The following is a 14,271-nucleotide window of genomic DNA, read 5'->3' on the forward strand; positions in this document are numbered from 1 at the left end:
GGAGAGAGTCCTGAAAGTATATACATTCCAGCTGCCGAAATTTGTAAGCAGTATTACGCGTACGTGTATCAACATTTTCAAAAAAGATAAGAAAGTAAAAAAATCCGACTAACACTAGTCGGATTTTTTTGTGGTGTTGAAAAAATGGTCAAGGAATTCTTTGTGAATATTGTGGTGGGTAATTTCCGTTCCAGGCTACTCGCTTTGTCGCTGCCGCTTCGCTTTCGCCCCCTCCCTTTGCAGAAGAACTATACTTTATATTATATCGCAACTGCCATTCCTATAGATTTATAAGCGCTTTGTTGAGTTGGACAGCTATATGTAAAGAAAGCCGCTAGCAATTACGTTTCTTTGTCATTGCTTGCGGTTTAGTCATTTTATTGTATTTATAGTAAATCCACTAGTAGGATGATTAAATACGACTTATTCATGTAAATAAATACTCATAAAGGCGGTTGATAGCTTGCCTAGTTATTGAGAAAGAAAAAAATCGATTTGCGCCAAATGCGAAATCGATTTTTTGGAAGCGGCGATTAAACGCGCTCGATTTTACCTGATTTTAATGCACGAGCAGAAACCCATACACGTTTTGGTTTACCGTCTACTAAGATACGAACTTTTTGAAGGTTAGCACCCCAAGAACGTTTGCTAGCGTTCATAGCGTGGGAACGGTTGTTACCAGTACGAGCTTTACGCCCAGTGATTACACATTGTTTTGGCATGTTGTATTCCCTCCTTACTGTCAATGCTGAAAGATTATTATTTCAGTTCGGTATTTCACATACCATAATAATTTAACATACGATGACGTTCAGTGCAATAGTTTTCATATAACCTTTCAAGAAAAAAACCTTTACAGACTAAAAACACTTGTTAAATAATGGGTGATAATTCCTAGATGAAACAATTATTAGGAGAAATAATTGGAAGTTTTCAATTTTATTCCGCCCGATTGGAGAAGGCTCATAATCAGTAGGGGATAAAGAAAACTCACTTCCATAACGTTTTATTTTCCTCGGTAGCCAAGCTTCATGGAAACACGTTTACCAGTTTTCACTAAACGCTCTGTAAGAGTATTAGTATGTTCTGCTGAAGCGTTAAAGCTAACAAAACCTATACTTATTGCACCGACTATTTCATTGAAACCATTTACAATGGATACTGCGATCGAGGATGTTCCAGCCGTTCTTTCCCCATGACTAATGGCAAACCCTTGTAGCCTAATTTGATCGAGCTGTGACTCTAATTCAGAGATTTCTTCATGAGGAATAAGCTGTTCAATAATTTCCCTTGCTTGAGAAATAGGCATTGTGGCTAAAATTGCTTTATTTGCAGCCCCGATATTCATCGGAATACGAATGCCTAACTGATCGTAAATTCGAATCGGGTTAGTTGTACTGTCAATTCTTTCAATGATAATTGTATCTAAACCAGCGGGCTTACTTAAATAGACGCTTTCCTCGACTTCTCTTGCTAAACACTCTAGTTCTGGCCTAATTTTACTAATGTAGTCCATCGTATCATACACTTGTAGGCCAAGTTCCATCCATATTGTACCGAGACGATATTGTTTAGTTTGATCGTCTTGTTCAATCATTCCCTCTTTAATCATCGCTTTTAAAATTCTATGTAGTGTACTAAGTGGTAAATTGCATCTTGCCGAAAGCTCTGAAATGGACAAACTGTTTTCATTTGCTTCAGAAGCCAAAACTTTAGCGATTGTCATAGCTCGTTCTAATAATTGCATTTATAACCCACCTCTCTTTCATTTATTTTATTTTTATTCATTGTCTACGTCTAGATACATAATCGTGGATATTTGTTTTGTTATCCTTAAAGAGAATGAATATATAAATTTTTCTAAATATATTGACATTATATCTTAAAGCACATATATTTTTCATATAAACTTTCCTCTTAACGGAAACGTTTTCCACTACGCGGAAAAGGGGTGAAAGGAATGCATTATTGTTCATCAATGTATGCACCTTTGAGACACGTAATAGTAAAACATCCAAAAGATGCTTTTCGAAACCAAGAACATCTTAGCGATGAATGGAAAACATTTAACTACTTATCGGAACCTAGCTATAATGAGGCTCTTAAAGAATATGCACAATTTATGAGCATTCTAGAAAAGTATGTTGAAAAAATTGATTTTTTACCAGAATCAGATGAAGTAGGGCTCGATTCGCTGTATGCGCATGATCCAGTAAAATTCACACCAAATGGTGCTATTATCTTAAAATCCGGTAAAAAATCAAGACAGCCAGAAGCAGCTGTTTATAAAGAGTTTTTACAGGAAAAGGGTATTCCGGTTATCGGAGAATTGACTGGAGAGGCGGTATCAGATGGTGGCGATATTGTTTGGCTTGATGATCGTACACTTGTTGTAGGTCGAGGGTATCGAACGAATGATGAAGCTATTCGTCAGCTAAAAGACATGACGAAGGATGTGGTCGATGAATTCATTGTTGTACAGCTACCGCATGATTTAGGTGAAGCAGAATGTTTACACTTAATGTCTTTCATTAGTATGGTAGATAAGGATTTAGCGGTTGTACATTCACGATTAATGCCAGTTTTCTTCCGTCAGCTTCTAATCGACCGAGGTATTCAATTAGTTGAGGTGCCGAAAGATGAGTATGATGCGCTAGGTTGTAACGTTCTAGCACTTGCGCCTAGAGTATGTATTGTTCCAATTGGAAATCCAATGACCAAGCAACAATTACTTCATGCAGGTGTAACAGTTTATGAATATAAAGGAAATGAAATTTCGATAAAAGGAACAGGTGGACCAACATGTTTAACCTGCCCAGTAGTAAGAGAAAAAAAGGAGATGAAGTAAAATGTTTAAAAATGTTATTGTAAAAGACCCAGGAAATAGTTATGTAAATGGTTTAACGACTAGCGACTTAGGAAAACCGATTTTAGAAAAATTATTTGAGCAGCATGAAAAATATGTTGAAGCCTTAAAAAGATGTGGCGTGGAGGTTTCACAGCTTCAAGCGAATGAAGCCTTTCCAGATTCAACATTCGTAGAGGATACGGCTGTTTTAACATCTGAATTTGCCATTATCTCAAATCCAGGGGCCGAAGCTCGTAATCGTGAGATTGAGGAGATCGTACCAGCAGTTAAAAAGTTCTATGAAAAATTATATTATATCGATGGCACTGGAACACTTGATGGCGGAGATGTATTGCAGGCAGAAAAAAATTTTTATGTCGGCATCTCAGATCGTACAAATGAAGAAGGGGCTCGACAATTTAAAGAAATCGTAGAAAAAGAAGGCTATGAGGCAACGATTGTTCCGCTAACAGAATTTTTCCATTTAAAGACGGGCATCGCGTATGTTGGAGAAAATCGTATGGTAGTAGCGGGGGAGTTTATCGATCATCCTGCATTCGAATCCTATGAAAAAATTATTATTCCAAAAGAAGATGAGTATTCAGCAAACTGTATTCAAGTAAATGATTATGTCATTATTCCAGCAGGCTATCCAGAAACAAATCGTAAATTAAACGATTTAGGCTACCAAACAATTGAGCTTGAAATGTCGGAATTTAGAAAACATGATGGTGGGCTAAGTTGTTTATCATTACGTTTTTAGGTCAATAAAAAAATACCCAATCAATATCAACTATGTCTCGGCATAATTCCATGACACCCGCTGAAAGAAGTCAAATGTGGATAAATTGATTGGGTACTTTAGTAGAATTGATATCGGAATATTCAATATATTGATTGCAACTAGAGAGTGGGGATGGATGTTGAGTAAAGGGGAACAACGGCAAGATCATCAATTAAACCGTTCAATGAAGAGTCGTCATTTATTAATGCTATCGCTCGGAGGAGTTATTGGAACGGGGCTATTTTTAAATGTTGGCTTTACAATTAATCAGGCAGGTCCTGGAGGGGCATTAATTGGTTATTTATTTGGTGGCTTAATATTGTACATGGTTATGAATTGTCTTGGAGAATTAGCGGTGTATATGCCTGTAACTGGTTCTTTCCAAACCTATGCAACACGTTTTATTAGTCCTTCAGCAGGATTTTCTTTAGGATGGATGTATTTTGTCGGATCAGCTGCCACAGCGGGGGTGGAATTTACAGCAGCAGGAATTTTGATGCAGCATTGGTTCCCGCATGTTCCTATTTGGATTTGGTGTGCCGTATTTATGGTCCTGTTATTTACTCTAAATGCATTAACAACAAGAGGCTTTGCGGAAGCGGAATTTTGGTTTGCAAGTATTAAAGTTATTGCGGTGATTGCATTTATCGTTATAGGAGTTGCAGCAATCTTTGGAATGATTCCGTTAGCTGATCGTCCGACACCACAATTTACGAATTTAGCACCATCTGGTTTATTTCCGGCAGGTATTTCAATCATATTTGTCACAATGATGAATGTTATCTTTTCTTATCAAGGTTCTGAACTTGTTGGTATTGCTGCAGGAGAAACTGAAAGTCCGGAAAAAAATATTCCTCGGGCAATAAAGACAATTCTTTTTAGGATTATTGTTTTCTATATTGCTTCTATTATTGTTTTATCTGCGATATTCCCTTCAACGGAGCTTGGACTATTGGAAAGTCCATTTGTCACATTGATGAATTTAGCTGGTGTTCCATATGCAGCTGGCATCATGAACTTTGTTATTTTAACGGCGATATTATCAGTAGGTAACTCGTGTCTTTATGCGTCCACACGTTTATTATGGTCGATGTCAAAAGAGGGAATGGCGCCTAAACTATTTGGACGACTAACGAAAAATAAAGTGCCATTTAATGCACTCGTTTTTACGATGCTTTTCTCGCTGCTTTCTTTATTAACGAGTGTGATGGAAGCAGATGCAGTATTTGTTTTACTCATGTCTATTGCAGGAATTTCTGTAACAATTTCATGGATGGGAATTTGCGCATCTCAATTGATGTTCCGGTATCGTTATGTGAAAGCAGGAGGGGATGTGGCTAATTTAAAATTTAAAACGCCATTTTATCCATTGATCCCGGTGTTCTGTATTATTTTTTGTATGCTAATTCTTGTCTTTTTAGCATTCGACCCAACACAAAGAGCTGGTTTATTATATGGAGTTGGGTTCTTTATTGCTTGCATGATTTTCTATAAATTGAAATTGAGTAAATCAAATACAGTTTCTTCTGAGATTAGCTCGTCACCATGATGTGTGGCTGATGTCCGTTTCCGCCTGAGCGTTTTGTTGCTGTCGCTACGCTTTCGCACAGTTAAAACATTTGTTGCTGTCGCTACGCTTTCGCACAGTTAAAACATTTGTTGTTGCTGTCGCTTCTTTCGCACAGAGCAAACCTTCCTAGGGCGTACGATGATCCTGCTATGTCTTAACAAATGTCATCCACAACTTTTGGTGAACACCAATATGAGGAATCGTTTGATTTACATTGAAACGAAATGCTTCGATTTTGAGAAAATGAAGGAGAATGATTATGACTAATTATCTTTGGAATACACCTGAAAAACTACGCGCATTATTATGTGAACTTGTCAGTTGGGTAACTAAACTGTTACAACGAATTTAGACAAAACTATACAAATCTGTATAGAAGCATAAATTTCTAACAGAATACCCTTCGTATCAAGCGATTGGTGCGAACTCCACGTTAATTGCTTTTAACTCCTAAAGCCTTGTGACCAAAGCGGAGCTGGAAACGGCAGACGTAACGGTGCGAAAGCAGAAAAAACAACAAGGATGGCATAAGCTGAAAAAAATCACTCAGTGTCCGTAAAGGATCATCGTGACAACGGAAAACGGTGGCGCTAAGTGCTTTGGCAATGGATGTTTAGCAGCGAAACTCCTAAATCTCTCATGAGACAAGGAAGACGTTCAACGACTATCTCCTTGAGGGAGAGTAAAACCGCAAGCGAATGGCGGAAGAAAAATGTGGCTCTTATCAGAGGATAAGATGAAGATATAGTCTGCGCTTATGTGAAAGCATAAGAGGTCTACTCGTGAGAGAAAGACTGCATGAAGGGTTGCGCCTTCATGTGAACAAGAAAAACATATACAACTATAAAAATGTTAACAAACTCTCTAAATAGGGTAATGTGATTTTATCCGAGTGAAAGAGAGGTGATACGCATGGAATGAATGTCCATTGGGAAATTTGCTAAACTCTGAAATCCGCAATTTATATAAGTGACTTAATGACATCCGAACAAATCATTTATATCAATGTTCTAATGAGATTGTGAAAACCAAGCTATCTCGTATTGTAATGGAACATTTACATGTAAAAGGGTTGATGAAAAATAAATATCTGGCGAAGGCGGTAGCCGGGCAAAAGCTATATGAATTCAAACGGCAAATTCAATACAAATGTCAAAAATACGGAATTGAATTTATTGAAGCCGACAGATGGTTTCCATCATCCAAAACTTGTTCTAGTTGTGGACAAATCAAATCAGATTTGAGACTGAAAGACAGATTATTTATCTGCTCTTGCGGAATAAAGTTTGGTCGAGATTTGAACGAAAATATTAATTTAGCAAATTATTCAATCTGAGGAAATTAACCGAAACTAAACCTTAGATGTGTACGCAATGATACTGCGGAATTTAAGCCTTTGGAGAGTCATATTAAATGGCAGTAGCTTTTTGCGAAACCAGACTCGAAGAATAAGGAAGACACAAATACGAAAGTCGGAAGATATAAGTTGTGTCACAGTAGATATGTCTACATTTTTAAGAAATGTATATGTTTTTTCGTATCGGAGAGTAGGACATTAACTAAAGGTGAACATGAATTTGCCTATAAATTAAAAAATAAATTGCAAACGCTTTCTTATTTTCAGGAAAACCCGGAATTTATTGAATTACATGATGCAGGTCTTGAACGCAATGCTGTAACTGCCTTGTATAAGCATCCTTCTGCAACAGAAACGGTTGTGTTAATTAGTCATTTTGATACGGTCCATACTGAAGAATATGGCGAGCTGGAACCATTAGCCTTTTACCCTGAAGAGCTGACAAAAAAGCTAATGGAACCAAAATACAAAAAGGATTTACCTGAAGCAGCAAGAATTGATTTGGAATCAGGCAACTATTTATTCGGTCGTGGAACGATGGATATGAAAATGGGGCTTGCTTTGCATATGCAGTTGATTGAAAAGGCAAGTATCGAAGAATGGCCCATCAACCTTATTTTAACGGCGGTGCCAGATGAAGAAGTGAATTCTGCTGGAATGCGAGCAGCAGTTGTAGAGCTTGTCAGACTTCGTGAACAGCATGGACTCTCTTATAAACTATTTTTAAATAGTGAGCCTTCTTTTTCACAAGGTCCAGCTGATATCAATGAATATATTTATTCAGGAACTATCGGTAAAATTATGCCTGCTGCCTTATTTTACGGAAAAGAGACACATGTGGGTGAGCCATTAAAAGGAATGACCGCAAATTTTATTGCTTCCTACATGACGCAGCATATGGAGTGGAATCCTGTTTTCCGTGAGACAGATCTCGGTGAAAGTACGCCATTACCTGTATCCTTACAATTAAAAGATTTGAAAATGGAGTATTCTACACAAACACCATATCGTGCAGCAGCCCTTTACAATGTATTTTTATTAAAGCGCACAGCATCGCAAGTAATGGATATTTTTGAACAAGTTGCATTGGAAGCAATGTCAGCTTGTAATGAACAGTATAAGCGAATTTGTGAGCGAGAAAAGGTACAAGGTGTAGGTGAAGTAAACGTACTTCGTTATGAGGCACTTTTAGAGTATGCGATTAATAAATTAGGCGCCAAGGAAGTAGATTTAATTAAAAGTCAAGTTATTGAAAATAGCGCATGGGATGATCGAGAGAAATCTATTCGCATTGTGGATCAGCTAATGATTCGTTGTCAGGAACTATCACCAGCGACAGTGTTGTTATATGCACCACCTTACTATCCGGCAATCAATTCATCTAATGATTCTCTTGTTATTCGATCCATTGAATTGATGAAGAAAACAGCCAAAACATTTAATATTGAAGTGGAGCAAATTCACTATTTTAATGGAATTTGTGATTTGAGCTATGTCAATTATTCGGATAACTCTAATGAATGGATAGCATTCGAACGAAACACGCCTGTATGGGGAGAGACATATAGTATTCCGTTTGAGGAAATGTCCTCATTAAAGGGACCAGTTTTAAATGTTGGACCGTTTGGGAAGGATGCTCACCAAAAGACGGAAAGACTACATGTGGATAGTGCATTTAAGGAAATGCCAGTGATGATTGATTCGCTTATTAAAAGCCTGTTTTGATTTAAGGAATAGAATGGCATCAAGGGATGTATAATCGAAGCGCTGTTTATATATTTATTCTGTTCGATTATATGGTGAGGAGCCGTAATATTCACTTTGAACTTTTCGGAGTTTACAAAAATTATATGTAATTTCAATTTTGTTAAAAAAGTTGGTGTATATAAACATCAGCTTTTTTTATTGATTCGAGATTTTAAACAGCGAAAGTGGAACGCCAGATCTAGAAAATTTGTTTTTGACTACGAAAATCAGCCAAGGTAGAGTAGTTCCTTTTTCAACAACTTTGCAAAGAATACTTGTATTTTTCATTATTTAGACGATAAAAATAGAACAAATTATCTTCATTCAGCAATGTTTTCTGTGCGACAGCAACAAATGTTTTTGCAAGTTTGTTTTATTAGGAGCGGACATTATGGAAAATCAAGAAAAGCTAGTTCTCTCTATACAGAAAGAAATGATTCAATTTAATTTAAAACGGATGCGAGTGGTAGCATGGACATTGATGTATATATCAACTATCATTACGATTATTCATTATGGTGAGGTCTTCTTTTCGAATTCAGAAAGAGCGATGGTGCCAGCATATATAGCTATTCACACGATATTGTTTTATATAGATTTAGCGGTGTTAGTATTTGTAAAAGAGAAGAAATTTCGGGTTACAACGTTTAATATGCGAAAATATGAATCTATCTTACTTGCATATATCTATACGATATTGTTATTGATTACTGTAATAACTGTAATGGACGTTTATTTCTTTAAACATGCAGCTCTTTATGAGGTACTATTTTTAATGATTTGCACTGTTTTTTCCATCCCTTTCCGGAAAATTTTTCGGATTATGGTAATAACAGTACCACCAATTTTAATAAGTGCTTATCTGAGTGTTGGGATATCAGGCGAAGGTATTAAAATACTTTTACCGATGTCCCTTATTATTCCTATAGGGCTAGTTATTCAGCGACATACTTATAAAATGCAAAGACAATTTACGAAAGAACATATTTTATTGCAAGAAGAAATGACGAAATCCAAGAAATTGTCAAAATTATTAGCTGAGAAAAATAATGAACTATCAGCGCAAGCACTTCGGGATACGTTGACCAATTTACCCAATCGACGGGCTTTAAATAATAAATTGACACAAATTGGTCAACAACTTAGTAAATCAAAATCTTTATCTGTCATGATGATCGATATTGATTTCTTTAAAAATTTTAATGATTATTACGGTCATTTACAAGGTGATGAAGCATTAATAAAAGTGGCGGCTCTTTTAAATGAAATTGCAGAAAAATATAATGCATTTGCAGCACGTTGGGGAGGCGAAGAATTCGTAATTGTTAGCCAGCATGCCGCCAAGTTTTCAGAGCATGTTTGTGAGGAAATTTTAGAGGAAGTACGCAACTTAAACATTCGTCATGAGCATTCGATAGTAGCTGATATTGTAACGGTCAGCATCGGGATGTGCCATGTTAAAATTACAAATAGCGAGCAATTAAAAACATGCTGTGAATTAGCTGATCAAGCATTATACACAGCAAAGCACCACGGTCGTAACAACTTTTACAGCAAAAGTGGAAATTTCGATGAAGATGTATGTTTGCCTTTATAATGTCAGAAAAACGTTGATACAGTGCGCTTTCATGCCTTCCAAGGTTGCTTAATGTATAACGAAAGTGTTACAATATCATTTAGTCAAAAAGAGCCAAGGGGGCATTTCTATGTCAATTGAGTTAAACAATGAATTCGGCCAAATTGATATTTCAACAGATGTACTTGCACAAATAGCTGGTGGCGCTGCTGTAGAATGCTACGGTATTGTTGGCATGGCATCTAAACATCAAATTCGTGATGGTCTAACTGATATTTTACGTAAAGAAAATTTTGCAAAAGGTGTTGTAATTCGAAAACAGGACGACGATTTACATATTGATATGTACATTATTGTTAGTTACGGGACAAAAATTTCGGAAGTTGCTTATCAAGTACAATCGAAAGTGAAATATACAGTGGATAAAACATTAGGTATGAGCGTAAAATCTGTCAATATCTTTGTGCAGGGCGTTCGTGTAGCGAATGATTAAGAGGAGGAACTAAATCTAATGCAGTCTTTAGACGGAATAAAGTTTGCAGAAATGGTGCAAATGGGTGCCCATCACCTATTCCAAAATGCAAATTATGTTGATTCATTAAATGTATTTCCAGTACCAGATGGTGATACAGGAACGAATATGAACTTATCGATGACATCTGGAGCAAAGGAAACGGAGCAGTATGTCTCAGAACATATCGGCAAAACATCCCAAGCTTTATCAAAAGGTTTACTTATGGGAGCACGCGGGAATTCTGGCGTTATTTTATCGCAGTTATTCCGTGGCTTTGGTAAATTTATTGAAAAAGAAGCGACAATTGATGCTAAGGGCTTAGCGGGTGCTTTCCAAGCTGGCGTTGAAACTGCCTATAAAGCAGTAATGAAACCGGTTGAAGGTACAATTTTAACAGTTGCACGTGAAGCGGCGAAAAAAGGCGTGGAAGTGGCAGAAACTGAAACCGATATCATTGCAGTAATGGAAGCATTTACTGCTGAAGCACAGGCTTCATTAGAGCGTACACCTGATCTTTTACCTGTTTTAAAAGAAGTAGGTGTTGTAGATAGTGGCGGCCAAGGTCTATTGTTTGTGTATGAAGGATTTTTAGCATCCTTAAAAGGTGAGCCATTACCGGTGAAAAATGAAGCAACTTTAGATGATTTAATTAATGCAGAACATCATAGAGCGCAAGATTTCATGGATACTTCGGATATTGAGTTTGGGTATTGTACAGAAATCATGGTACGTTTTGAAGAAGGAAAAGAGCCGTTTAGCGAGGAACAATTCCGTAATGAATTAAACCCACTAGGTGATTCTTTACTTGTTATTTCTGATGAAGAGATCGCAAAAGTGCATATTCATTCTGAGCAACCAGGCTCTGTTTTAGCAATGGGTCAAAAATATGGTAGCCTTATTAAAATTAAGGTCGACAATATGCGTGAACAGCATTCTGCCATTGTTGGTGAGGATCATAAAGCACCAACTCCAGTCAAAAAAGCAGAAAAGCATCCATATGCAATTGTAACGATTGCAATGGGCGAGGGAGTTGCTGAATTACTTCGTTCAATTGGTGCTTCTTATGTTATTGAAGGCGGTCAAACAATGAACCCTTCAACTGAAGATATTGTGAAGGCGGTACAGGAAATTGGTGCTGAAAAAGTATTGATTTTACCGAATAACAAAAATATCGTCATGGCAGCAGAACAAGCAGTAGAGCTATTAGATATAGAAGCGGCTGTAGTTCCAACGAAAACAATCCCTCAAGGTATGGCAGCGATTTTATCGTTTAATCCAGAGGCGACAGTTGAAATGAACCAAGCAACAATGACAGAAGCTTATGCAAATGTTAAAACAGGTCAAGTAACTTATGCAGTTCGAGATACATCAATTGATGGTGTGGAAATTCATAAGGACGATTTCATGGCTCTTGCAGAAGGTAAAATTGTATTATCTACTCCGGCATTAAAAGATGCCGCTGAGAAGGTAATTACTGATTTAGTGGATGAAGATGCAGAAATTGTAACAGTCATTTATGGTGAAGATACAACGGAAGAAAATGCTTCAGAATTAGTGAAATTTATTGAAGAGAATTATCCAGAGGTTGAAGTAGAGTTATTTAATGGTAAACAAGGATTATATCCGTATATTATTTCAGTAGAATAATCCGATGCTACTTTATGAATGAGTAGATAAAGCAGTGCACACAATGTGTACTGCTTTTGTTTATGGTACAAAGAGACTAGGGGATTATATTGGATATAAATCAGCTGAAATAAACGATTTGGTGTGCGTATCCAGAAGACGATGTGTTTGTAAATGCTGGAATATCAGCAATTTGAAATTATTGTTTTTTTGGAGTAGACAAAAGTTAATTAAAAATTCCACTGTGTAAATTATAGTCGCTTAAATTTTCTGAAAGTTGATAAAGAAATGCTTTGCTTTTATAGTAACTATCAAGCATTATATAAGTAAAAAATCAAAAATATTATATAGATAGAATAGAGGGGTGTTAGTATGAAGTTTACTTCAGTATTTGATATTATTGGACCGGTGATGATTGGGCCTTCTTCTTCTCATACCGCAGGTGCGGCACGAATTGGGCGTGTTGCTAGAGATTTATTTGGAAGACAACCAAAGTGGGCAAAAATACACTTATATGGTTCGTTTGCGGAAACGTATAAAGGACATGGAACAGATGTAGCTTTGATTGGGGGTCTATTAAATTACGATACATTCGATGAGCGAATTAAAACTGCTTTTGCCGATGCAGAAAAGGCGGGATTAGACTATGAGTTTATCCCAGAAACAGCTAACATGGAACATCCGAATACGGCTCGCCTTGTAATTGGCGATGATGAAGGAGAGATGTCCGTTGTTGGTATTTCAATCGGTGGCGGTAAGATTGAAGTTAGTGAGGTTAATGGCTTCAAGCTGCGTCTAACAGGTGGCATGCCAGCGATTCTTGTTGTCCATGATGATCGTGCTGGCTGTATTGCCAATGTGGCAAATTGCTTAGCGATGCATGCGGTCAATATTGGGCATATGGAAGTTTCTCGTATTGAACGTGGTTTAACAGCCCTTATGGTGATAGAAGTCGATCAAAACATCGAGGATAAAGTATTACAACAAATTTCTTTAATACCACATATTTCGAAGGTTTCTAAAATTAATAACTAAGGAGGTGTCCCGATATGGACGTATTGTTTCATAATGTTCGTGAACTAGTTGAACGAGCAGAGCAAGAAGGAAAACTAATATCTGAAATTATGATAGAGCAGGAAATGTTAATAACTGGACGCACTAGAGAAGAAATTATACAGCAAATGGACAATAATTTAACGGTGATGGAGGAAGCTATTGAAAGAGGCTTGAATGGTGTTAAATCTGTAACGGGCTTAACAGGCGGTGACGCGGTATTGCTTCAGAATTACATTGCACAAGGAAATTCATTGTCGGGGGATTTATTACTAGATGCGGTAAGTAAAGCGGTTGCGACAAATGAAGTTAATGCGGCTATGGGTACAATTTGTGCTACCCCAACTGCAGGCTCGGCTGGAGTTGTACCAGGGACATTGTTTGCAGTGAAGAACAAGCTAAATCCGACACGTGAGCAAATGATTCGTTATTTATTCACGTCGGGTGCTTTTGGCTTCGTTGTTGCCAATAATGCTTCGATTTCAGGCGCTGCCGGTGGCTGTCAAGCAGAGGTTGGCTCAGCTGCTGGTATGGCAGCGGCTGCAATTGTTGAGATGGCTGGTGGTACCCCGCAGCAATGTTCAGAAGCGTTTGCCATTACACTCAAAAATATGCTAGGGCTTGTTTGTGATCCAGTAGCTGGATTAGTAGAGGTTCCTTGTGTTAAGCGGAATGCTATGGGAGCGGCGAATTCACTTGTGGCAGCGGATATGGCACTTGCGGGGGTTACAAGTCGCATCCCGTGTGATGAGGTGATTGGCGCAATGTATCGAATTGGACAATCTATGAGTCCGAATTTAAAAGAAACTGCCCGTGGAGGCCTAGCTGCAACTCCAACAGGTAAAGCTATTAGCAGAGCCATTTTTGATAATGGCAATTTAGAAAGTATTAAGTCACTTCAAAAATAAAAGATAGTAAACACGCTTTTCCTAAGTGGAAGGCGTGTTTTTTTGAGGTTCTACATGTATGGAGAAAATGAAAACTATGTTGAAATAGTACGGAAGGGTAGTTTGGGCAAAGAGGATACATTCTCTTGGTGATATTCTACTTCTGTATCTGTCGCTATGCTTTCGATACAATAAACATTTGTATCTGACGTTTCACTTTCGCTACGAAAACAATCGCTGTGAAGATAAAACGTATGCCATGTATATAAGTTGATCTTCGTGACCAACAAAGCGTTCAGCCGGAACGGAA

General features: G+C 37.4%; 12 protein-coding genes and 1 pseudogene. 11 read left to right on the forward strand and 2 right to left on the reverse strand.

Annotated features, from left to right (window positions below):
- Positions 1-10 precede the first annotated feature (10 nt).
- Positions 11-112: a stage V sporulation protein SpoVM gene (gene spoVM / locus ACVYAD_RS00870; protein WP_139376952.1), complete on the forward strand. Its 102-nt coding sequence runs from the start codon at positions 11-13 to the stop codon at positions 110-112.
- Between the two features lie 421 nt (positions 113-533).
- Here the strand turns inward: spoVM and rpmB are convergent, their stop codons facing one another.
- Together rpmB and ACVYAD_RS00880 are read right to left on the reverse strand one after the other, a co-directional pair.
- Entirely contained in the window at positions 534-722 is a 189-nt protein-coding gene (gene rpmB, locus ACVYAD_RS00875) for a 50S ribosomal protein L28 (RefSeq protein WP_079560418.1), read from the reverse strand.
- A 284-nt stretch (positions 723-1,006) separates the two neighbouring features.
- Positions 1,007-1,747: an IclR family transcriptional regulator gene (locus tag ACVYAD_RS00880; RefSeq protein WP_349658868.1), complete on the reverse strand. Its 741-nt coding sequence runs from the start codon at positions 1,745-1,747 to the stop codon at positions 1,007-1,009.
- 213 nt (positions 1,748-1,960) lie between these two features.
- Between ACVYAD_RS00880 and ACVYAD_RS00885 the strand changes: the two genes are divergently transcribed.
- The 10 genes and pseudogenes from ACVYAD_RS00885 to sdaAA all read left to right on the forward strand — a co-directional run bounded on the left by ACVYAD_RS00885 (position 1,961) and on the right by sdaAA (position 13,982).
- Positions 1,961-2,848, forward strand: coding sequence for a dimethylarginine dimethylaminohydrolase family protein (locus tag ACVYAD_RS00885; RefSeq protein WP_476423996.1), 888 nt, complete (start codon positions 1,961-1,963; stop codon positions 2,846-2,848).
- A 1-nt stretch (position 2,849) separates the two neighbouring features.
- Positions 2,850-3,611: a dimethylarginine dimethylaminohydrolase family protein gene (locus ACVYAD_RS00890; protein ID WP_476423998.1), complete on the forward strand. Its 762-nt coding sequence runs from the start codon at positions 2,850-2,852 to the stop codon at positions 3,609-3,611.
- A gap of 157 nt (positions 3,612-3,768) precedes the next feature.
- A complete protein-coding gene (locus ACVYAD_RS00895) occupies positions 3,769-5,181 on the forward strand; it encodes an amino acid permease (RefSeq protein ID WP_349659099.1) in 1,413 nt (470 codons plus the stop codon).
- A 961-nt stretch (positions 5,182-6,142) separates the two neighbouring features.
- Positions 6,143-6,538: pseudogene (locus tag ACVYAD_RS00900) on the forward strand (RNA-guided endonuclease InsQ/TnpB family protein); the annotation flags it as partial.
- Between the two features lie 150 nt (positions 6,539-6,688).
- The gene (locus ACVYAD_RS00905) at positions 6,689-8,284 is read left to right on the forward strand and encodes a M20/M25/M40 family metallo-hydrolase (RefSeq protein ID WP_476424000.1); all 1,596 of its coding nucleotides are present in this window, start codon (positions 6,689-6,691) and stop codon (positions 8,282-8,284) included.
- Between the two features lie 412 nt (positions 8,285-8,696).
- A complete protein-coding gene (locus ACVYAD_RS00910) occupies positions 8,697-9,902 on the forward strand; it encodes a GGDEF domain-containing protein (protein WP_476424001.1) in 1,206 nt (401 codons plus the stop codon).
- Positions 9,903-10,011: 109 nt separating this feature from the next.
- The gene (locus tag ACVYAD_RS00915) at positions 10,012-10,374 is read left to right on the forward strand and encodes an Asp23/Gls24 family envelope stress response protein (RefSeq protein WP_053594173.1); all 363 of its coding nucleotides are present in this window, start codon (positions 10,012-10,014) and stop codon (positions 10,372-10,374) included.
- A gap of 18 nt (positions 10,375-10,392) precedes the next feature.
- Complete coding sequence (locus tag ACVYAD_RS00920; RefSeq protein WP_349660828.1) at positions 10,393-12,042, forward strand: DAK2 domain-containing protein; 1,650 nt, start codon at positions 10,393-10,395, stop codon at positions 12,040-12,042.
- Positions 12,043-12,393: 351 nt separating this feature from the next.
- Positions 12,394-13,056 carry an L-serine ammonia-lyase, iron-sulfur-dependent subunit beta gene (gene sdaAB / locus ACVYAD_RS00925; protein ID WP_079560428.1) on the forward strand — a complete coding sequence of 221 codons (663 nt, stop codon included), beginning with the start codon at positions 12,394-12,396 and terminating at the stop codon, positions 13,054-13,056.
- Positions 13,057-13,070: 14 nt separating this feature from the next.
- Complete coding sequence (gene sdaAA, locus ACVYAD_RS00930) at positions 13,071-13,982, forward strand: L-serine ammonia-lyase, iron-sulfur-dependent, subunit alpha (RefSeq protein WP_349660829.1); 912 nt, start codon at positions 13,071-13,073, stop codon at positions 13,980-13,982.
- The last annotated feature ends 289 nt before the right edge of the window (positions 13,983-14,271 follow it).

The sequence above is a fragment of the Lysinibacillus sp. G1-3 genome (assembly GCF_056322905.1).